Origin of the sequence: Streptomyces sp. Pv4-95, assembly GCF_045782725.1 — a bacterium.
GTDB lineage: Bacteria > Actinomycetota > Actinomycetes > Streptomycetales > Streptomycetaceae > Streptomyces.
This window is the reverse complement of record NZ_CP127172.1, coordinates 3231896-3251706: the sequence shown is the minus strand read 5'-3', so window position 1 is coordinate 3251706 and position 19811 is coordinate 3231896. Positions and strand designations below refer to the sequence as shown.

Below are 19811 nucleotides of genomic sequence, written 5' to 3'. Positions count from 1 at the left end.
GCATGGTTGACGCCGCGCAGGAGTACGAGAGCGCCAAGACGATGGAGCGGCAGCGGAAAGCGGACGAGCGGGAAGAGCGGCTCGGCGCGTTCAAGGGCCAGCACATCACCCCCACGTCGCCCTCGGACTTCCATCACCGAGGAATCAGCGAGCTGCGTGCGCTGGTCGAGCACGCCAACCCCGACGCGATCGAGAACTCCGGCAGCCACTGGCGCGCCTCCGCCGACCGTCTCGGTGGGCAGGACGGGCGCGGCGGCATCCGCAAGGCATTCATGGACGCCGTGGACCACGCCTCGGCTCACTGGCAGGGCTCTGCCGCCGAAGCCTTCCGCCGGGAAGCGCTCAAGGTGCTCGACAAGGTCGACAGGACGTACGGGCACGCCAGGGTCGTCGAGCGCACTCTGATCGGCACCCGGGAGTCCGGTCCCGAGACGGGCGTTGCCCACAACCTTCGCGAGGCCAAGAAGACCATGTCCGGGATCAAGGATCCCGGCAAGGTGGACAGCGCCCTCGATGACAGCGGGGACGACGCCCAGTTCCACCGGGACATGGCCAACCCGAAGATGGACGCCCGCATGGCGCTTGAGCTCAACAGGGACAGCCTGTCGCTGAGCAAGGAGCGCCAGGTCGAGGCCGTCATCGTGATGGATGAGCTGGCGGCCAACTACGAAGGCCACGCGAAGGTTCTGGGCGAAGGGGCCGATCCGGGCGGCGTCAAGGGCGACTGGCCCAAGCACCCCTCGTCGAGCGCGGCGCCGCCGCCGGTCAACATGCCCGTGATCGGCGGCCCGCGTCCGAAGCCCTCGTCCGGGACTCCGAAGATGCCCAACGGTGCGGGCGGATCCGCGGTACCGGAAGGCTTCGACGGCCCCAAGATCAACCGGCCCGAGCTGCCCGTGCAGACCGGACTCGACAGTGTGCAGGGCGGCACCATGGCCCCGCCGACGAGCGGCGGTTCACTCGGTGGTGGCGCGCCTGGTGGCGGCCACGGCGTGAGCGGCGGTACGGGCGGAGCCTTCGGCGGAGCGATCCCCGTGGGTGGCATCGGCGCTTCTGGCGGCGGCGCGGGTTCCGGAGCGCGTGGTGCCGGTGGGATGCGCGGCGGCGGTATGCCGGGCGCCGCGGGCGGCAGCAACGCGGCACGTGGCGGCGCTGCCGGGCGCACCGGCGCGCAGGCCCGTACCCGAGGCGGCATGGCCGGTAAGCCGGGCGGCCCGATGGGTGGCGCCAAGCAGGGCGGCTCCGGATTGCACCGCAGCCGCGGCGGCCTGAAGGCAGGCACCGGGCAGGCCGGCAAGGGCATGGCAGGCGCCCCCGGGGCCAAGGGAAACCGGAACGAGGAGAAGGAGCGCACCACCAAGCAGCGCCCCGATTACCTCGTCGAGGACGAAGAGACGTGGACTCCGCAACGTAATGTGGCGCCTCGCGTCATCGAGTAAGCGGGCGAAGCCGTCACACGGCGGCCCGTGAGGGACGGCCCCGCACTTGATGTGCGGGGCTTCTCTCAGGCGGAACACAGCCGCCCGGACAGCACAGCAAGAAGGAGCGAAGGATGAGGGTCACCCGAACACTGCGCGCGACGGTGGGTGCTGCGCTCACGGGAGCGCTGCTGCTGGCCGCGGGCGGTACCGCCTCTGCAGATCAGACACGCAAGGATCTGTGGCCGCTGGAGGCGTTCGGGGCCCAGCAGGCGTGGCAGTCGGCCACCGGTAAGGGCATCACCGTGGCGGTGATCGACGGCGGTTTCCGCAAGTCCCACCAGGACCTGACGGGACAGTTCGTCCGCGGCGAGAACTTCGCGAACACCACGCAGGGCGACGGGTCCAAGGACCTCGCCCCTGGGGAGGATCTCCGCGACCACGGAACCGCCATGGCCGGCATCATCGCCGGTCACGGGCACGGGGCAGGAGGCTCCGACGGCGTCAAGGGGCTGGCGCCCGGCGCCAAGATCATGCCGCTGCCGATGTACAAGAACGACGCGGCCGCCACGCGATACGCGGTCGACCACGGCGCCGACGTCATCAACATGTCCTTCGTGGAATCCCCGTCCGCCGATACCTGTGCGTCGATCCACTACGCAGTGGAAAAGGGCGTGGTCGTCGTGGCCGGTGTCGGCAACGACGGCAATTCGGTGAAGAACTACCCGGTGGCGTGCCCCGGCGCGATCGGTGTGGGAGCGGTGGACGAGTTCGGTGAGGCGTCCGACGCCAACAACACCAACTCCACTCTCGATCTCCTCGCCCCGGGCGTGAAGATCCCGGTCGCGATGGGCAAGAGCGACTCGGACTACCGCACCGCGGACGGCAGCTCGGCCGCCACGGCCTACGTCTCTGCCACCGTCGCGCTCCTCAAGGAGAAGTTCCCGGACCTCACTCCCGGCCAGATCGCCAACCGACTGGTGAAGACGGCCGGCCTGCCGCAGGCACAGAAGGACAAGCACCTCCAGCTCCCGGACACGCACTACGGCTACGGCTTCATTCAGCCCGGCCCGGCGCTGCGACGCGACATCGCGGCGGGCCCGGCCCAGGGCCCGTTGCCCATGCCGAAGGGCGAGGCGCCGCAGGAACCCGTCAAGGCCGGTGCCGACAAGGGGCAGGACCCCGACCCGCCCATGGGCGGGAAGCAGAAGCTCATGCTCTACGGCGCTATCGGTGTCGGGGCGCTGGTTGTCGTCGGCATTGTCATCGCGGTGGTGGTCGCCATGCGACGGCGGAACAACACCCGCACCCAAGCCTGGGGCTGAGACCGCGAGGGGGCATACACACCCGTCGCGCCCCTCTGCGCCCCTGACATCCGAGAGAGCTGCCGACCGTTCCCACACGGTCGGCAGCTCTCTTTGCTGTTCCATCGGCCCATCGGCCCATCGGAGCGGCCGGCGCCGGTTGGGCCGGGGAGAAAATCGCAGGACCGAGCACCCGCCCCGCTGTTAGTTTCCGTAGCCATGGAGCCCGTAGGTGAAAAAGCCATACGCACGTCGTTCGTGAACTGCTCGAAGGGGGAGGCGAGCAGGATCAATCTGCCGGTGGGGCTGGCCGAGCTGCCCTGGGCGGATCTGGACTTTCTCGGGTGGCGTGACCCAGGGGCTCCGGACCGGGGGTATCTGGTGGCGCCGCGCGGCGACGAACTGGTCGCTGTGACGTTGCGGGTTCCGCAGGGGGTGCGGCGGAGTTTCACCAAGACGACGGTGTGCTCGGTCTGTGTGACCGGGCATCCGGGTTCCGGGGTCAGCCTGCTCGCCGCGCGTCGGGCGGGCCCTTCTGGGCGGCAGGGGAACACCGTCGGTACGTACTTCTGCGCCGACCTCGCGTGCTCCCTCTACGTGCGCGGCCGCAAGCGTTCGCAGCTCGCCGGGCGGCACGAGGAGACGCTGCCGCTGGAGGAGCGGATCACGCGGACCGTGCGGAACCTGGACGCCTTCCTGGAGAAGGTCCTCGACGGGAAGGCGGAGTAGGCCGGCCCGCCCCGGGTTTCTCAGTTCTTGCCGTCGGAGCCTTCGCCGGGGGCGCGCGGTTCTCCCGGCGGTGCGACCCGGTCCTGCGGGCGGAGCAGGAACTCGCTCAGTACCTCGGTGACTTCGCGCACCAAGGGCCGCAGTACGCGAAAGCGGGAGGCGGCCACCGCGCGGGCGACGAGCGGCGTGGTGCGTTCCACCAGGGCGCGGCTGCGGGCGCACCGCGGCGAGCGGTCGTGGACCCAGTAGAGGACCAGGCCCATCTGCTGCAGCCACAGCAACTGCGGTAGCTGGGAGGCGAGTTCGGGGTCCGGCTTGATGTCCGCGCCGGCCAGGACCTGGCGCTGCAGGGCGATGGCGGCGTCCCGCGGGCCCTGCGATTCCCCGGAGAAGGGGCTGAGTGGGCTGGCCGGGTCGGCGGCGTTCTTGAAGAACTGGGCGGCGAACTCGTGGTACGGCTCGGCGATGTCCAGCCACGCGAGCAGTACCCCGCGCAGCCGGTCCGACAGGCCGGTCTCGCGGGCGAGGATGTCCTGGACGGCGGCCGCGTGCTCCTGGGCGATCCGGTCGTAGAACCCCTGGACGAGGTGCTCTTTGGAGCCGAAGTAGTAGTACGCGTTGCCGACGGAGACGCCGGCCTCCTGGGCGATGGCCCGCATCGTCGTCCGGTCGTAGCCGCGCTCGCGGAAGAGACGCAGGGCGGTCTCCAGGATCAGCCGCCGGGTCTGCTCGCTCTTGGCCCCGGGGCCGCTCCCGGGCCCGGCCGCCTTCCCGCTGCTCGTCGTCGCGTCATCCACGGCACGACCTTAATCGGCGGCCGGCTCCGGCTCTGCCCCCGGCCCGGATACGGGAACCCGAGCCGTGCCCGGAGGCCGGGTCGCGCCATTCCCCTCCTGCTCCCGCACCCCAGCCCCCGAGCCGGCCGGCCCGGCAACCGTGGGGCCTGCTGCCCCGCCCGGCCCCGTCACAGCCCGTGTGCCGCCAGGAAGCCCGTGATGAGCCCCAGCCACTCCTCCGGCCGCTCGACCATCGGCACATGGCCGGTGGCGATCTCGGCGTAGGTGGCGCCGGGGATGTGGTCGGCCACGTAGCGGGAGAGCGAGGGGTGCAGGAGCTGGTCCCGGGTGGTGGCGATGACGAGGGCCGGCACGGCGAGCTGCGGGAGGTCGGCGGTGGTGTCCACGGCCCGTACGAGCGCGGCCTGTTCCGCCGAACCGGGCGGCGGGAGGTCGGGGCTCGGGTCCAGTACGGCGTCCAGCTCCGTCGGCGACAGGCCGTTGAGGTGCCGAGGCCGACGCGGCGGGCCTGGAGACCTTCACCCTGGTTGGGGGCAGGAGCAGCGGTGTTCGCGGGAATGTGCGTCATGGGCACGAGGTTGCACCTTGACGCCGGTGTGAAGGTCAAGTCGGCGGCGGGAGAGGGCATGGGGGAGCCGGATGAGGATCGGTGAGCTGTCGCGTCGTACCGGCGTCAGCACACGCTCGCTGCGCTACTACGAGCAGCGGGGGCTGCTCCGTGCCCGGCGCGACACCAACGACTACCGCAGTTACGGCCCCGAGTCGGTCGACACCGTCGCCCGCATCCGCGAACTCCTCGCCGCCGGCCTGAACACGGACGCGATCCGTGACCTGCTGCCCTGCGCCCGAGGCGGCCCCGCGCTCATCTCCTGTGCCCTCTCCCGGGAGGTGGTGGAGCGGCAGATGGCGCAGCTGGACGGGGAGATCGAGAAGCTGCGGAGTCACCGGGCGGCCCTGGGGGCGTACGAGCAGGGCATGCGGGAGCGCCGCACCGAGGACGAGACGCCGCCGTCGAGGGCACTCCGGTCCGCCTGACAGTCCCCTGACCGGCCGCCACCACCAGCCCCCCCCCGCCCGCCGCATCTCGCTCCACCCCCACCCCCTGATTCCCCCTGGCCCCCACCGAAGTCCCCACCGACTCGCGCGTTTGGCTTGCGGAACCGGCCGGGGCGACGGATCCTCAATGTCCACGCCGTTCGGGGGAGCGGTGGGAGCAGGGGGGATGGCGTGCTGAGAGTGCATTTCACCGCGCAGGATCTGGCCCGTACCCGGCTGGCGGACGGGGCCGATCCCTTGTGGGAGACGGTGCTGAGCCTGCACAGCCTGCGGGATCACCGTGCCGAGCCGGCGTTGGCCGCCTGGCGCCGGGACGCGGTGCGGCAGGGCCCCGGGCTGCTGCGGACCCTGCTGCCGCTGATCCCGCTCCACGGCTACTTCCCGGACTTCCTCACACCGCCCGCCGCCGCGGCCGGCGTCGAGCCGGGGCTGGAGGCCGTGATGAGCACACCACGGGCCAGGCTCCGCGCCGAACTGGACATGCTGGCCGCGCAGCAGCCGCTGCCGGGATGGGCCCGCGCCATCGCGGACGGTGAGCCCGCCGCGCTCCGGGATCTCGCCCGCAGCCTGCGCACCTACCACCATCTCGCCGTCGCCCCCCACTGGCCGCACATCGCCCGGTGGGTCGCCGCGGACCGGGCGTTACGCACCCACGCACTGGGCCAGTCGGGAGCCGAGGCGATGCTGCGGACGTTCGGGCCGGCGATGCGGTGGCGGGCGCCGGTGCTGGAGGTCGACTATCCCGTCGAGCGGGAACTGCGCCTGGCGGGGCGGGGGCTGGTGCTGGTCCCGTCGTACTTCTGCCGTGACGAGCCGGTGGCGCTCGCGGACGACGCGCTGCCGCCGGTGCTGGTCTACCCGGTCGGCGCGCCGGTGAGCGCCGAAGGGCCCCGCCTCCGTGGGTACGGAAGCGAGGCCCTTCGTGACGTGCGGACCCGGATCGGCGCCCGGGTCGTCACCCGGTTCGCTGTCCGGGCGGCGACCCGGAGCGGAGCCGGGGTCAGGAGTCAGGCGTGATCAGAAGCGACGCGTGATCAGCGCGCGCTTGACCTCCTGGATCGCCTTGGTGACCTCGATACCGCGCGGGCAGGCGTCCGTGCAGTTGAAGGTCGTACGGCAGCGCCAGACGCCGTCCTTGTCGTTGAGGATCTCCAGGCGCTGCTCGCCACCCTCGTCACGCGAATCGAAGATGAAGCGGTGCGCGTTGACGATGGCGGCCGGACCGAAGTACTGGCCGTCGTTCCAGAACACCGGGCAGGACGACGTGCACGCGGCGCACAGGATGCACTTGGTGGTGTCGTCGAACCGCTCGCGGTCCTCGGAGGTCTGCCGGCGCTCACGGGTCGGCTCGTTGCCGGTCGTGATCAGGAACGGCATCACGTCGCGGTAAGCCTGGAAGAACGGCTCCATGTCCACGACGAGGTCCTTGAGGACCGTCAGGCCCTTGATCGCCTCGACCGTGATCGGCTTCTGCGGGTTGATGTCCTTGATCAGCGTCTTGCACGCCAGGCGGTTCTTGCCGTTGATGCGCATCGCATCGGAGCCGCAGATGCCGTGGGCGCAGGAACGCCGGAAGGTCAGCGAACCGTCCAGCTCCCACTTGATCTTGTGGAGGGCGTCCAGGACGCGCTCCTTGGGGTCGATCTCCAGCTCGAAGTCCTGCCAGCTGGCGTCCTCCGAGATCTCCGGGTTGAACCGGCGGATCCGGAAGGTGACGGTGATCGTGGGCGAAGCGCCGTCCTCGGCCGCGTCCAGGGCCGCGGAGTGCTTGTCGAGAGTCGGGGTGCTCATCAGTACTTACGCTCCATCGGCTGGTAGCGGGTCTGCACGACCGGCTTGTAGTCGAGACGGATCGACTCCGCGCCGTCTGCGCCCACCTCGCGGTACGCCATGGTGTGCCGCATGAAGTTGACGTCGTCGCGGTTGGGGTAGTCCTCGCGGTAGTGGCCGCCGCGGGACTCCTTGCGGGCCAGCGCGGACACCGCCATGACCTCGGCCAGGTCGAGCAGGTTGCCCAGCTCGATGGCCTCCAGCAGGTCGGTGTTGAACCGCTTGCCCTTGTCCTGGATGGACACGTTGAGGTAGCGCTCGCGCAGCTCGCCGATCTTCTCGACCGCGGTCTTGATCGTCTGCTCGGTGCGGAACACCATCACGTTGGCGTCCATGCACTCCTGGAGCTCCTTGCGGATCTCCGTGACCCGCTCGGTGCCGCTGGCGTCGCGCAGGCGCTCGACCTGGTCGATGACCTGGCGTGCCGGGTCCTCGGGAAGCTCGACGAAGTCGGCGCCCGCGGAGTACTCGGCGGCGGCGATACCGGCCCGCTTGCCGAAGACGTTGATGTCCAGCAGCGAGTTGGTGCCCAGGCGGTTGGCGCCGTGCACGGAGACACAGGCGACCTCGCCGGCGGCGTACAGGCCCGGGACGACGGTGGTGTTGTCGGCCAGCACCTCACCCGCGACGTTGGTCGGGATGCCGCCCATGGCGTAGTGCGCGGTCGGCTGGATCGGGATCGGGTCCGTGTAGGGCTCGATGCCGAGGTACGTCCGCGCGAACTCGGTGATGTCGGGCAGCTTGGCGTCCAGCTGCTCCGGCGGCAGGTGCGTCAGGTCCAGGTAGACGTGGTCGCCGTCCGGGCCGCAGCCGCGGCCTTCCCGGATCTCCGTGTAGATGGAGCGGGAGACGACGTCACGGCTCGCGAGGTCCTTCATGACGGGCGCGTACTTCTCCATGAAGCGCTCGCCGTCCTTGTTGCGAAGGATGCCGCCCTCGCCGCGCGCACCCTCGGTCAGGAGGATGCCCATGCGCCAGATGCCCGTCGGGTGGAACTGGAAGAACTCCATGTCCTCCAGCGGCAGCCCGCGGCGCCAGGCCGCGGCCTGGCCGTCACCGGTCAGGGTGTGCGCGTTGGAGGTCACCTTGAAGAACTTGCCGGTGCCGCCCGAGGCGAAGACGATCGACTTCGCCTGGAAGACGTGGATCTCGCCGGTCGCGAGTTCGTACGCGACGACACCCGCGGACTTCTGGACCCCGTCGACGTCCTGGAGCAGGAGGTCGAGGACGTAGAACTCGTTGAAGAACTCCACGCCCTCCTTGACGCAGTTCTGGTACAGCGTCTGGAGGATCATGTGGCCGGTGCGGTCCGAGGCGTAGCAGGACCGGCGGACCGGGGCCTCACCGTGGTTGCGCGAGTGCCCGCCGAACCGGCGCTGGTCGATGGTGCCGTCCGGCGTGCGGTTGAACGGCAGGCCCATCTTCTCCAGGTCGAGGACCGAGTCGATGGCCTCCTTCGCCAGGATCTCGGCGGCGTCCTGGTCGACCAGGTAGTCGCCGCCCTTGATCGTGTCGAAGGTGTGCCACTCCCAGTTGTCCTCCTCGACGTTCGCGAGGGCGGCGGCCATGCCGCCCTGCGCGGCGCCGGTGTGGGAGCGCGTCGGGTAGAGCTTCGTCAGGACCGCGGTGCGGCTGCGCTTCGTCGACTCGATGGCCGCGCGCATGCCCGCGCCGCCGGCGCCGACGATGACGGTGTCGTACTTGTGGATCTTCATTGGTCGTTACCTCAGCCCCGGGGCCTAGCGGATGTTCGGGTCGAAGGTGAAGATCACCAGCGTGCCCAGAAGGACGGTGAACACCGTGGCGGTGTACAGCAGCATCTTCAGCCAGAAGCGGGTGTTGTCCCGCTGCGCGTAGTCGTTGATGACGGTGCGCAGGCCGTTGGCGCCGTGCAGCATGGCGAGCCAGAGCATCAGCAGGTCCCAGCCCTGCCAGAACGGCGAGGCCCAGCGGCCCGCGACGAACGCGAAGCCGATCTTCGAGACGCCGCCGTCCAGCACCAGCTGGATCAGCAGATGGCCCAGGACGAGGACGACCAGGACGATGCCGGACAGGCGCATGAAGAGCCAGGTCTGCATCTCGAAGTTGCCTCGCGAGGCGCGCGGGGTCTTGCCGGTGCGCTTGCGCGGCGGCTCGATCACCGGTGCCGGGTGGTCGACGTCGTAGAGCGGGACGTCGTCCGTCGCAGAGGCACCTGCGGGGGAGTGGGTTTCAGCAGACATCTCGCTTCATCAGCTCCCGAACAGCGTGCGCAGGGTGTGCTGCAGCACGGGGTAGAAGGCACCGGCCATCAGCACGACCCAGATACCGACAACGGTCCACAGCAGCTGCTTCTGGTACTTCGGGCCCTTCGACCAGAAGTCCACGGCGATGACCCGCAGGCCATTGAGCGCGTGGAAGAGGATGGCGGCCACCAGGCCGTACTCCATCACGTTGACGAGGGGCGTCTTGTATGTCGCAACGACATCGTCATAGGCCTCGGGTGAGACCCGGACGAGAGCGGTGTCGAGGACGTGTACGAACAGGAAGAAGAAAATGAGGACGCCGGTGACTCGATGAGCCACCCAGGACCACATGCCTTCCCGGCCGCGGTACAGCGTTCCAGCCGGCACGGAAATACCCTCCGGGAGCGGGGATTGGGGCCAGCCGGCTTCACTGTCGGTCGGGCCCGGCCGGGTACGGTCCACCGGCCCTGGCCATCGTAGCGACGACTTGTCGGTTCCTTCGCCCGGGGTCCTTAGGTGTGATCAAACAGGCACCAACGGGCTATCACACAAACACGAACCGTCACTTTACGGGTGAGAAGCCACGAGTCGTGCCAGCCGGCCGCTGATCAGACGGCGCAGTTCGTCGGCGGTGACCGCCCGCTCCTCGTCCTCGTCGTTGCCCAGCCGGGTGCGGATCCCCGCCAGCACCTGGTCGAGCAGCTCGTCCTCGCGATAGCCGTCGAGGCAGATCACGAAGGCGTGCCGGAACCGCCGCTCGTACTCGGCGTGCGCGGCGCGCAGCGCGGTGTGGGCGGCGAGCGTGCCCGGTCCGCGGGCGCCGACCAGGGGGTGCGGGGAGAACGACTCCTCGGCGAGCGCCTCGTCCACCTCGGCCGGGGTCAGGTCGTAGCAGGCCTCGTCGGAGGCGGCGAGGAGGGAGTCCGGGTCCGGGTACGGGCGGTGCGCGGCGACCCGCTCGGCCCAGCGGCGGCTGCCGCAGCAGGTCAGCAGGGCGGCCTCGGTGAGGTCCCGGGGCGCGGCGTTGAAGCGGTCCAGCCCGGTGGCGGCCCGGAGGTCCGGGGACAGCGTTGCCCCGCCCTGCGCACGTATGCCGCAGCGCGTGGGCTGCGGAATGTGCAGCGTCGTCGGCCTGGCGGCCGGGTTCTCGCCGGACAGCGTGGCTCCTCGGACGGATGCGGATGCGGATGCGGGCGGGCAGGGGACGGGCCGGAGCGGTTCGGGTGGTTCCGGCAGGGTTCGGGTGGTGCGGAGGACTGCGGATGGATCTCTTCGGCGGGTGCCGGACGGACTACTGACGGAAGCTGGACGGGAGCCGGACGGAAGCCGGGGTACGCGGGCGGAGGAAGCGGAGGAGGTGGCAGCTGTCGTGCGATGGTGCGGGCGACGCGACACGCCGACGGAATTCCGACCGGCCGGGAGGCCCCGGGCGGCTGACCGCTCAAGACGCCACGCTAACGACGCTTGTCGACCACTGTCCGACGGATGCGCGAATTTCACCCGGATGAGAGAGCTTTCCGGCGGTTGGTGGACGACAGGCCCCCGCACTTGGCAATGCCTTCGCCCTGAAATGTGAGGATTGCACGATGTTGAATCCGATGCGGCCGTCGCGCTCCACCCGGCCGTCGACCTCCCTGTGGCCCTCGCCTTCGTCCCGGCCGAGGTCGCGGCGGGGCCCGGTGGGGCGGGTGGCCCTGGTGGCGGTCCTCGCCTCGACGCTGGCGCTCGCCGGCTGTTCGGACGCGGCGGACTCCGACGCCCCCGGCAGCACCGGCTCCTCGGAGAGCGCGGCTCCCTCGCCGGCGCCCACCCCGACCTGGGCGGCGGTGAAGGGGCCGCCGCGCATCGTCCCGGCGGTACGTGACTTCCGCCCGGCCGACGGGCAGGGCTGGCGCCCGTCCAAGGGGGCCCGGGTGGTGGTGCCGGCCGGCGAGAAGAGCACCGTCGCCGACGAGGCCCGGCTGATGGCCCGCGATCTGGGCGGCCTGCCCACGGTCTGGGGCGAGCAGACCGTACGGCCGGGCGACATCGAGGTGAAACTGACCGGCAAGGGCGACGACCCGAACAACGCGCCGGCCGACGGCACCGCCGACGAGGCGTACACCCTCACCGCCCGCGGCACCCGCCTCACCCTCACGGCCCCCACCGACGCCGGCGTCTTCTACGGCACCCGGACCGTGAAGCAGGCGGTACGCACCGCCGGCGGCCTCCCCGAGGGCACCATCGAGGACCGGCCGGACCGCCCCCAGCGCGGCATGATGCTGGACAACGCCCGCAAGCCGTTCAGCGCGGCCTGGATCGAGGGCCGCCTCCGGGAGCTCGGCGACCTCAAGCTCAACCAGTTCCAGCTGCACTTCTCCGACGACCAGGGCTTCCGGATCCAGAGCGACACCCACCCCGAGATCGTCTCCGCGGACCACCTCACCAAGGCCCAGGTGCGCCATCTGCTGCGCGTCGCCGCGAGCCTGCACATCACCGTCATCCCGGAGATCGACTCACCCGGTCACCTGGGCGCCGTCCTGAACAAGCACCAGGACCTCCAGCTGCGCAACGCGCAGGGCGGCACGGTGCGCGGCGCCATCGACATCTCCAATCCGAAGTCCGGCCCCCTGATCGACCAGCTGATGCGCGAGTTCGCGGAGCTGTTCACCTCGGTGGACTGGCATCTGGGCGGCGATGAGTACCAGGCGCTGATGTCCAGCTCCCCCGATACGACCTATCCGCAGCTCGCGCGGGCCGCGCGGGACAAGTACGGGCCGAACGGCACCATCGAGGACCTGGCGACCGGCTGGCTCAACGACCGGGAGAAGACCGTCCGGGACAAGGGCAAGAAGCGGATCGAGGCGTGGAACGACGGGTTCTTCTCCGGCGGCGAGGTGAGCCCCGACAAGGACCGGACGGTGGCCTACTGGACGGGCAAGGAGATGGGCGCCAACGACCCGGCGCAGTTCCTGCGTGAGGGCCGCACCGTCCTGAACTTCAACGACGAGTACCTCTACTACGTGCTCGGCGAGCCCAACGACTTCACCTACCCGACCGGCGAGCGGATCTACCGGAGCTGGACCCCGAGGGTGCTGCGCGGCACCGCACCGGTCGGGGTACCGCGGAATCAGACCGGCCCCGACCGGGTGCCCGGCGCGCGCTTCGCCATCTGGTGCGACCTGGCCGATTCGCAGACCACCGAGCAGGTCGCCGCGGGCATCCGGCTGCCGCTGGCGGCACTGGCCCAGAAGACCTGGGACCCGCGGACCCCCGCCATGTCCTGGCAGGACTTCAAGGCGCTGGCGCAACGGGCCGGGTGAGGAAAAGGGCCCGACGACGGCCGGGCCCGGAGGGAAGCGAGGGACGGCCGGGGCCGCCACCCCCCACAGGAGAGGCCCCGGCCGTCGTTCGCGAAGGGGCCGCTCACGGCCCCTATCCGATACAGCGCCGGACGGCCCGAAAGCGTCACACGGGGTGCGGGCCGTGGCACCGCCAGTTCTCTGGACGCGGCCCCGCAGTGGCCCGTAACGTGCCCATCCGCGCCGGTTGGCGCACTGATCACGCCGTCGTGCGTGATCGAGACAGGCCGTGATTCCGGGAGTTGCCAGATGGATCGGTGCGCGCACCGGACGGGCGCCGCGTCGGGCGGAGGGCCGTGCGCCGGCCGGTCCGCCGGGCGCTGCTGGCGCCGGGGTACCGGGGTGGTCGTCGCTCCTTGCGGTGGCCCGGATTCGGAGCGTGCGTCGGCACGGGTTACGGTCAGCAGGAACAGTCGGGTTACCAGGAGTTCCCGGCGCGCCGAGTGACCGGCGGCGGGCGGTGGCCGGCAGGTGTCCGGAGCCGCGTGACGCGTGAGCGGTCAGCGAAGCGAAGTGATCAAAGACCGGGCGGCGGACTTTCCGCGTGCGACAGGATGGACCCGTGCGAGGGGACGACATTCAGCCGGACGACAGTCGGCTGACGGTTGCCGTGCAGGCGGCACAGAACGGCGACGAGGCGGCGTTCCGTACCGTCTATCGCGCTGTGCATCCCCGACTTCTCGGATATGTGCGGACCTTGGTGGGCGAAGCGGACGCCGAGGATGTCGCGTCCGAGGCATGGCTCCAGATCACCCGCGACCTCGCCCGCTTCAGCGGTGACGCCGACCGCTTCCGCGGCTGGGCCGCCCGGATCGCCCGCAACCGCGCCCTGGATCACATACGCATGCGGGGCCGGCGCCCCGCGGTCGGCGGCGACGAGAGCGAACTCGCCGACACCCCCGCCGCGTCCGACACCGCGGGCGAGGCGCTGGAGGCGCTGGGCACCGGCCGCACCCTCGGCCTGATAGCCAGGCTGCCCCAGGACCAGGCCGAGGCCGTGGTGCTGCGGGTGGTGGTCGGACTCGACGCCAAGGGGGCGGCGCAGGTCCTGCGCAAGCGGCCCGGCGCGGTGCGCACCGCCGCGCACCGGGGCCTGCGGCGGCTGGCCGAACTGCTCGCCGACGCGCCGGACGTGGGCGCCGACCTGGATCTGAGCCAGGATCGTGACGACGGCGACAGCGCCGCGCGTGCCGGGGACGGCGGACCGGCGGAAGGTTTCGAGGACGGCGCGGAGCAGGGCGCCGACGCCCCCGCGGAGCGGGCCGCGCGCACCCCGCGCCGGGGTGGTGGAACGGTGGGCGGGGTGCCCGCACAGGGCAGAAGACGCCGCGACGGCATGGCGGAATCGTACGTACCGGGTGTGACGGAAACGGCTGCACGAACGCAGAAGGACATGTGATGGCCGACGACCGGTACAACTGGCTCGACAAGGACGCCGCGGAGCAATTGCTGCGCGGCGAGCCGGTGATAGGCCCGGACAGCGTCGGCGCACGCGAGCTGAGGCAACTCCTCGACGCCGCGGCAGCGGCCGGCGGGGGAGCCGCCCGGACGGGAGAACTGCCCGGTGAGGACGCGGCACTGGCCGCCTTCCGCCAGGCGCGCAACGGCTCCGCGGCACGTCGGCGCAAGCCCGTCGCCGGCGAGCAGCCGGTCGCCGCGCACACCCTGCGCGCCGACCTCCCCGAACGCACCCGGCTCGCACGCCCCTTCCGGCGCGGCTTCGCCGTCGCCCTGGCGGCCTGCGCCATCGGCGGCGTCGCCGTCGCGGCCGGCACCGGCATGCTCCCGACGCCCTTCGAGGGCGGCGGTGGCGATCCCGACCCGGCCGCCAGCGTCTCGGCCGCGGAAACCCCCGGCACGCTCGCCACGCAGGAACCCGGTCCCCAGACCGAGGGCACCACCGAGCGCACCCCGGACGCCACCCCCGGCCAGGGCACGACACCGCCCGGCGGCAGCCCGACGCCGGGCGGCGACAACGATGGCGCGGCCACCGGCACCCCCGGCGACGGCCCGGGCCCCGAGGACACCGCGGGCGCCGGCGACAACGGCGACACCCCGCCGGACCGCGATGCGCGCCAGAGGTACGTGGAGCGGCTCTGCCGGGCCTACGAGTCCGGTGACCACGGCGGACTGGACCGCCGCACCATCCGCCGCCTGGAGCGCGCCGCCGGAGGCGCCGACAAGGTGCACGCCTTCTGCCGCAAGTACCTCCGCTCCCACCAGGACGGCGACTCGGGCGGCGACGGCGAGGACGGCTACGACGGCGGCAAGGGCGGCAGCCAGAGCGGCAGCGGCCAAGGCGGCGGCGACGAGGACGACGACGAACACCCGCCCGCCGCACCGAGCACCACCCCGACGCCCGGCGCGTCCACACCAGCCCCCGCGCCTTCCGGCTCCGCCCCGGACCCGGTCGGCGCCACCGTCACCACCGCGCTGAGCGGCCGGCTGTGACGTTTTTCGGCCCGGTGGCGCAGTAGCAAGTGAAGCCGACTGGTCATCGGCTGCGCAGGAGCCGGGGTTCCCCCCGTACCTACGGCTCCGCGCACATGGCGCGGGCGGGGCACGTTCCCCCGGCCCTGCCCGCGCCCTTTCTCTTCCGCCCGGCCCCCAGTGGCGGGCGCGGCGCCGCTACCGGTGAACGACCACCTTCGTGCCCTTCCGCGCCGCCGCGAACAGCGCGGCGATCTTCTGCTTGTCCCGGACGTTGACGCAGCCGTGTGAGGCGCCGCTGTAGCCGCGGGCGGCGAAGTCCGACGAATAGTGCACCGCCTGGCCGCCGCTGAAGAACATCGCGTACGGCATCGGCGAGTGGTAGAGCGTCGAGACGTGGTGCCTGCTCTTGAAGGTGATGGCGAAGGTGCCCTCGCGGGTGGGGGTGTACTGCGAGCCGAAGCGGACGTCCATCGCCGAGACCACCCGGCCGTCGACCATCCACGCCAGGGTGTCGCTCCGCTTGCTGATGCAGATCACCCGGCCCGTCATGCACCGCGGATCCGGGGTGCCGATCGGCTTGGTCGTGGGCGGGTACAGCTCGGTGTGCGACGGCTGCCGGGTACGGGAGCGCAGCGCGCTCCACGCCGCGGGCTGCACCGCGCCGGTGGGCGACAGGCCCTGCTGCCGCTGGAAGGCACGGACCGCGGCGGCGGTGACGGACGCGTAGTACCCGGTGGGGGAGCGGCCGAAGAGCCCCAGCTGGGCCAGCCGCGCCTGGAGTTCGCGGACTTGCGGGCCCTGCGAGCCGGCCGCCATCACCGGTCGCCGGGCGGGCTGGGCGGGGCGCCTCGTGCGCTCCTGCGACACCGGGGGTGTGGGACGGCTGGTGGTCGGCGGGCCGTCGTCGGGAGCCGGGGCGGCGGTCGTGGGCAGGTGGCGTCCGCTCCCGTCCGATCCGCCGGTGCCCGTGACGGTCACCGGCCGGCAGCCCACCGCCAGCGCCGCCACCACGAGCACCGCGGCGGCCACCCGCCCGCCGCGCACCGTTCGTCCGCCCCCACCACGCCGCATGTCCCACCCCCGGGTTTCGCCGGCTGCACCGGCCACCGGTGATGCTTCCCTGCGCTACCGGGCGGCGAACCTGCGCGCGCCGTCGGCAGGCCCAGCGGTGCCGCTCCGCGCGACACGCCTGCCCGCCGCTACAGTCCGTCGCGGCGGCAGAAGTGCTACTTCTCGGTAACGGGGATCACCGGTCACCAGTGGAGGGCGACACCCATGGCGCGCGAGCCGGAGAGTGTGCGACGCAACGAGAGCGGGCTGCCCATCGAGCCCGTGTACGGACCGGAAGCGCGGACCGGCTGGGACGCGGAAACCCGGCTCGGCGCGCCGGGCGCGTACCCCTTCACCCGGGGCGTGTACCCGTCGATGTACACCGGGCGCCCCTGGACGATGCGCCAGTACGCGGGCTTCGGCACCGCGCGCGAGTCCAACGCCCGCTACCGGCAGCTGATCGCCCACGGCACGACGGGTCTGTCGGTCGCCTTCGACCTGCCGACGCAGATGGGGCACGACTCGGACGCGCCGATCGCGGCCGGGGAGGTCGGCAAGGTCGGTGTGGCCATCGACTCCATCGAGGACATGCGCCTGCTGTTCGGCGGCATCCCGCTGGGCGAGGTCTCCACCTCCATGACCATCAACGCACCCGCGGCACTGCTTCTCCTCCTCTACCAACTCGTCGCGGAGGAACAAGGGGTGACGCCGGACCGGCTCACCGGCACCATCCAGAACGATGTGCTCAAGGAGTACATCGCGCGCGGCACCTACATCTTCCCGCCCAAGCCCTCGCTGCGCCTGATCGCGGACATCTTCAAGTACTGCCGTGCCGAGATCCCGAAGTGGAACAGCATCTCCATCTCCGGCTACCACATGGCCGAAGCCGGCGCCTCGCCCGCCCAGGAGATCGCCTTCACGCTCGCCGACGGCGTCGAGTACGTCCGCACCGCGATCGCCGCCGGTATGGACGTGGACGACTTCGCGCCGCGTCTGTCGTTCTTCTTCGTCTCCCGTACGACCCTCCTGGAGGAGGTCGCCAAGTTCCGTGCCGCGCGCAGGATCTGGGCCCGGGTGATGAAGGAGGAGTTCGGCGCGCGCAACCCCAAGTCGCAGATGCTGCGCTTCCACACCCAGACCGCCGGCGTCCAGCTCACCGCCCAGCAGCCGGAGGTGAACCTCGTACGGGTGGCGGTCCAGGGCCTGGCCGCGGTGCTCGGTGGCACCCAGTCGCTGCACACCAACTCCTTCGACGAGGCCATCGCGCTGCCCACCGACAAATCCGCCCGCCTCGCGCTGCGTACGCAGCAGGTGCTCGCGTACGAGACCGATGTGCCCGCCACCGTCGACCCGTTCGCCGGGTCCTACGCCGTCGAGGCGATGACGGACGACGTGGAAGCCGCGGCGGTCGCACTCATGCGGCGGGTGGAGGATCTGGGCGGCGCGGTGGCCGCCATCGAGCACGGCTTCCAGAAGGGCGAGATCGAGCGGAACGCGTACCGCATCGCGCAGGAGACCGATGCCGGCGAACGGGTCGTGGTCGGCGTCAACCGCTTCCGGCTGGACGAGGAGGAGCCCTACGAACCACTGCGGGTCGACCCGGCGATCGAGGCGCAGCAGGTCGAGCGGCTGGCCGCGCTGCGGGCCGGGCGGGACGGTGGCGCGGTGACCGCGGCGCTCGCGGAGTTGAGGACCGCGGCCGAGGGAACGGCCAATGTCCTCTACCCGATGCGTGAGGCGCTGAGGGCGAAGGCGACGGTCGGGGAGGTGTGCAACGCGTTGCGCGAGGTGTGGGGGACGTACGAGCCGACGGACGTGTTCTGAGCGGGGGAGTGGGGAGCGAGCTGGGGGAGCGAGCCCGGAAGGGCGAGTCGCGTGTGGCCTTCCCGAGGTCACCCGTTGCGGTGGCCGCCGGCCGGGGACCCGGCCGGCGCGGAACCGGGCTGCGTCACACTGGTGTCATGTCCTCACCCCGCCGCACGTGCCCCGTCTGCACCCGAGAGATCGCCGTTGTCGGCGGCCGCTTCGCCCGTCACGACCCGCCCGGGCGGCGCACCGGCCTGGAGCTGATCTCCTGCCCGGGGTCGCGGCGGATGGCTCCGATGATGGCGCCGGCGGAGAAGCTCTTCGACCCCGAGGCGCCGCCGATCCCGGGCCAGCAGCCACTGTTCTGAACCGGGCGCCGCGCGGCGGTGGCGGCCGACTACGGTGCCAGTACGTCCAGTTCGGCCATCGCGCCGACGGTGATCTCGCGGGTGAGGGACTCGGCGCGTGCCGCGTCGCCGGTGCGTACCGCCTCGGCGACCTGGACGTGCAGGGTGACCGCGGCCGGGTCGGGGTCGGTGAACATCACATGGTGCTGGGTGCGGCCGGTCAGCACCGCGGCGACCACATCGCCGAGCCGGGCGAACATCTCGTTGCCGGAGGCGCGGAGCACCACCCGGTGGAAGGCCGTGTCGTGCACGAGGTAGGCATCCAGCTGCTGGCCGCGTGAGGTGGCCACCATGCCCATGGCGTGCTCGGTGAGCTCGGCGCACTGGGCGGGGGTGGCGTGGGTGGCGGCCAGACCCGCCGCGACCGGCTCGATGGCGGAGCGCAGGACCGTCAGGGAGCGCAGTTGCCGGGGGCGGTCCCGGCCGGCCAGCCGCCAGCCGATCACCCGCGGGTCGTAGACGTTCCATTCCTCGGTGGGCCGTACGGTCACGCCGACGCGTCGCCTTGAGGCGACCAGCTGCATGGACTCCAGGACCCGGATCGCCTCGCGGATGACCGTGCGGGAGACGTCGAAGCGCTCCTCCAGCTCGTCCGTGCGCAAGACCGTGCCCGGAGGGTAGTCCCCCGCGGTGATCGCGGGTCCGAGGGACTCCAGCACCCGGGCGTGCAGCCCCTTCCCCTCGTTCTCCATGGGCCAAGCCTACGTTCTCCCCTCTGGCCGAGATTAAGTATGACGTTTGCATCACAGACTCTTGAATACGTCGTACCTAATAGGTTTCAGTGGGGCGACGCACGAGGTCAATGAAGACAGCGAGGTATTCGGGATGAGCACCCCCCACGTCATCGTCGTGATGGGAGTGGCCGGCACCGGCAAGACGACGATCGGCCCGCTCGTCGCCGCCGAACTGGGCATTCCCTACGCCGAGGGCGATGACTTCCACCCGCCGGCCAACATCGCCAAGATGTCGGCGGGCACCCCGCTGGACGACAACGACCGCGGCCCCTGGCTGGACGCCATCGGCGCCTGGGCGCACGAGAGGGCCGGCAAGGGCGGCGTCGTCAGCAGCTCCGCCCTCAAGCGTGCCTACCGCGACCGGCTGCGTGCCGCCGCGCCCGGGGTGGTCCTCCTCCACCTCACCGGGGACCGCGCGCTGATCGAGGAGCGGATGGCCGAGCGCAAGGGCCACTTCATGCCCACCGCGCTGCTGGACTCCCAGTTCGCCACCCTCGAACCGCTCGGCTCCGACGAGACGGGTGTGGCCGTGGACGTGTCCGGCACACCGCAGGAGATCGCCGAGCGGGCCGTCGCCGCGCTGCGACGGCTGGAGCCGGCCACCTAGACCGCCCGAAAGGCCCCGGCCTCCGCGCCACCGAATCCCCACCCCCCCACAGGCACCGCAGCAATCCCCCTTCC

20 protein-coding genes are annotated in these 19811 nt (G+C 71.5%); 11 read left to right on the top strand and 9 right to left on the bottom strand.

The genetic code is table 11. The features are described from left to right. Window positions 1–2 precede the first annotated feature (2 nt). The 3 genes from QOM21_RS14275 (at window position 3) to QOM21_RS14265 (ending at window position 3451) form a co-directional block, all read left to right on the top strand. On the top strand, window positions 3–1439 hold the full coding sequence (locus QOM21_RS14275) for a hypothetical protein (RefSeq protein WP_407550272.1): 1437 nt from the start codon (window positions 3–5) through the stop codon (window positions 1437–1439). Between the two features lie 113 nt (window positions 1440–1552). After that, window positions 1553–2743, top strand: a complete 1191-nt coding sequence (locus QOM21_RS14270; RefSeq protein ID WP_407550271.1) for a S8 family peptidase — start codon at window positions 1553–1555, stop codon at window positions 2741–2743. Window positions 2744–2941: 198 nt separating this feature from the next. Next, complete coding sequence (locus QOM21_RS14265) at window positions 2942–3451, top strand: FBP domain-containing protein (protein WP_407550270.1); 510 nt, start codon at window positions 2942–2944, stop codon at window positions 3449–3451. A 20-nt stretch (window positions 3452–3471) separates the two neighbouring features. On the opposite strand, the gene QOM21_RS14260 is transcribed toward QOM21_RS14265, so the two are convergent. Further along, entirely contained in the window at window positions 3472–4248 is a 777-nt protein-coding gene (locus QOM21_RS14260; RefSeq protein ID WP_407550269.1) for a TetR family transcriptional regulator, read from the bottom strand. A gap of 167 nt (window positions 4249–4415) precedes the next feature. After that, window positions 4416–4634: an alpha/beta fold hydrolase gene (locus QOM21_RS14255; protein ID WP_407550268.1), complete on the bottom strand. Its 219-nt coding sequence runs from the start codon at window positions 4632–4634 to the stop codon at window positions 4416–4418. A gap of 253 nt (window positions 4635–4887) precedes the next feature. Between QOM21_RS14255 and QOM21_RS14250 the strand changes: the two genes are divergently transcribed. Further along, a complete protein-coding gene (locus tag QOM21_RS14250; protein ID WP_407550267.1) occupies window positions 4888–5283 on the top strand; it encodes a MerR family transcriptional regulator in 396 nt (131 codons plus the stop codon). A gap of 192 nt (window positions 5284–5475) precedes the next feature. Next, on the top strand, window positions 5476–6321 hold the full coding sequence (locus QOM21_RS14245; protein ID WP_407550266.1) for a hypothetical protein: 846 nt from the start codon (window positions 5476–5478) through the stop codon (window positions 6319–6321). On the opposite strand, the gene QOM21_RS14240 is transcribed toward QOM21_RS14245, so the two are convergent. From QOM21_RS14240 to QOM21_RS14220, 5 genes are all read right to left on the bottom strand, one after another. Next, on the bottom strand, window positions 6322–7095 hold the full coding sequence (locus tag QOM21_RS14240; protein ID WP_407550265.1) for a succinate dehydrogenase iron-sulfur subunit: 774 nt from the start codon (window positions 7093–7095) through the stop codon (window positions 6322–6324). After that, entirely contained in the window at window positions 7095–8849 is a 1755-nt protein-coding gene (gene sdhA, locus QOM21_RS14235) for a succinate dehydrogenase flavoprotein subunit (RefSeq protein WP_407550264.1), read from the bottom strand. Before sdhA ends, QOM21_RS14240 begins: the two co-directional genes overlap by 1 nt. 24 nt (window positions 8850–8873) lie before the next feature. Then, the gene (locus QOM21_RS14230; protein WP_407550263.1) at window positions 8874–9356 is read right to left on the bottom strand and encodes a succinate dehydrogenase hydrophobic membrane anchor subunit; all 483 of its coding nucleotides are present in this window, start codon (window positions 9354–9356) and stop codon (window positions 8874–8876) included. 9 nt (window positions 9357–9365) lie between these two features. Further along, window positions 9366–9746 (bottom strand): succinate dehydrogenase, cytochrome b556 subunit, encoded by a 381-nt coding sequence (sdhC, locus tag QOM21_RS14225; RefSeq protein ID WP_393894587.1) that lies wholly within the window; start codon window positions 9744–9746, stop codon window positions 9366–9368. Window positions 9747–9926: 180 nt separating this feature from the next. Next, window positions 9927–10481: a 2-oxo-4-hydroxy-4-carboxy-5-ureidoimidazoline decarboxylase gene (locus QOM21_RS14220; protein ID WP_407555671.1), complete on the bottom strand. Its 555-nt coding sequence runs from the start codon at window positions 10479–10481 to the stop codon at window positions 9927–9929. A gap of 464 nt (window positions 10482–10945) precedes the next feature. On the opposite strand from QOM21_RS14220, the gene QOM21_RS14215 reads away from it, so the two are divergent. From QOM21_RS14215 to QOM21_RS14205, 3 genes are all read left to right on the top strand, one after another. Further along, the gene (locus tag QOM21_RS14215; RefSeq protein ID WP_407550262.1) at window positions 10946–12661 is read left to right on the top strand and encodes a beta-N-acetylhexosaminidase; all 1716 of its coding nucleotides are present in this window, start codon (window positions 10946–10948) and stop codon (window positions 12659–12661) included. A 601-nt stretch (window positions 12662–13262) separates the two neighbouring features. Beyond that, window positions 13263–14099, top strand: coding sequence for an RNA polymerase sigma factor (locus tag QOM21_RS14210; protein ID WP_407550261.1), 837 nt, complete (start codon window positions 13263–13265; stop codon window positions 14097–14099). After that, window positions 14099–15151: a hypothetical protein gene (locus QOM21_RS14205; protein ID WP_407550260.1), complete on the top strand. Its 1053-nt coding sequence runs from the start codon at window positions 14099–14101 to the stop codon at window positions 15149–15151. Before QOM21_RS14210 ends, QOM21_RS14205 begins: the two co-directional genes overlap by 1 nt. A gap of 177 nt (window positions 15152–15328) precedes the next feature. Here QOM21_RS14205 and QOM21_RS14200 read toward each other — a convergent pair whose 3' ends face one another. Then, window positions 15329–16204 carry a peptidoglycan-binding protein gene (locus QOM21_RS14200; protein WP_407550259.1) on the bottom strand — a complete coding sequence of 292 codons (876 nt, stop codon included), beginning with the start codon at window positions 16202–16204 and terminating at the stop codon, window positions 15329–15331. Between the two features lie 204 nt (window positions 16205–16408). Here QOM21_RS14200 and QOM21_RS14195 point away from each other — a divergent pair, with 204 nt between their 5' ends. Beyond that, window positions 16409–18007, top strand: a complete 1599-nt coding sequence (locus tag QOM21_RS14195) for a methylmalonyl-CoA mutase (RefSeq protein ID WP_407550258.1) — start codon at window positions 16409–16411, stop codon at window positions 18005–18007. Between the two features lie 137 nt (window positions 18008–18144). Continuing rightward, the gene (locus QOM21_RS14190; protein WP_393894581.1) at window positions 18145–18357 is read left to right on the top strand and encodes a hypothetical protein; all 213 of its coding nucleotides are present in this window, start codon (window positions 18145–18147) and stop codon (window positions 18355–18357) included. A 29-nt stretch (window positions 18358–18386) separates the two neighbouring features. On the opposite strand, the gene QOM21_RS14185 is transcribed toward QOM21_RS14190, so the two are convergent. Then, entirely contained in the window at window positions 18387–19088 is a 702-nt protein-coding gene (locus QOM21_RS14185) for a FadR/GntR family transcriptional regulator (RefSeq protein ID WP_407550257.1), read from the bottom strand. A gap of 133 nt (window positions 19089–19221) precedes the next feature. Between QOM21_RS14185 and QOM21_RS14180 the strand changes: the two genes are divergently transcribed. After that, on the top strand, window positions 19222–19737 hold the full coding sequence (locus QOM21_RS14180) for a gluconokinase (protein WP_407550256.1): 516 nt from the start codon (window positions 19222–19224) through the stop codon (window positions 19735–19737). Window positions 19738–19811 lie beyond the last annotated feature (74 nt).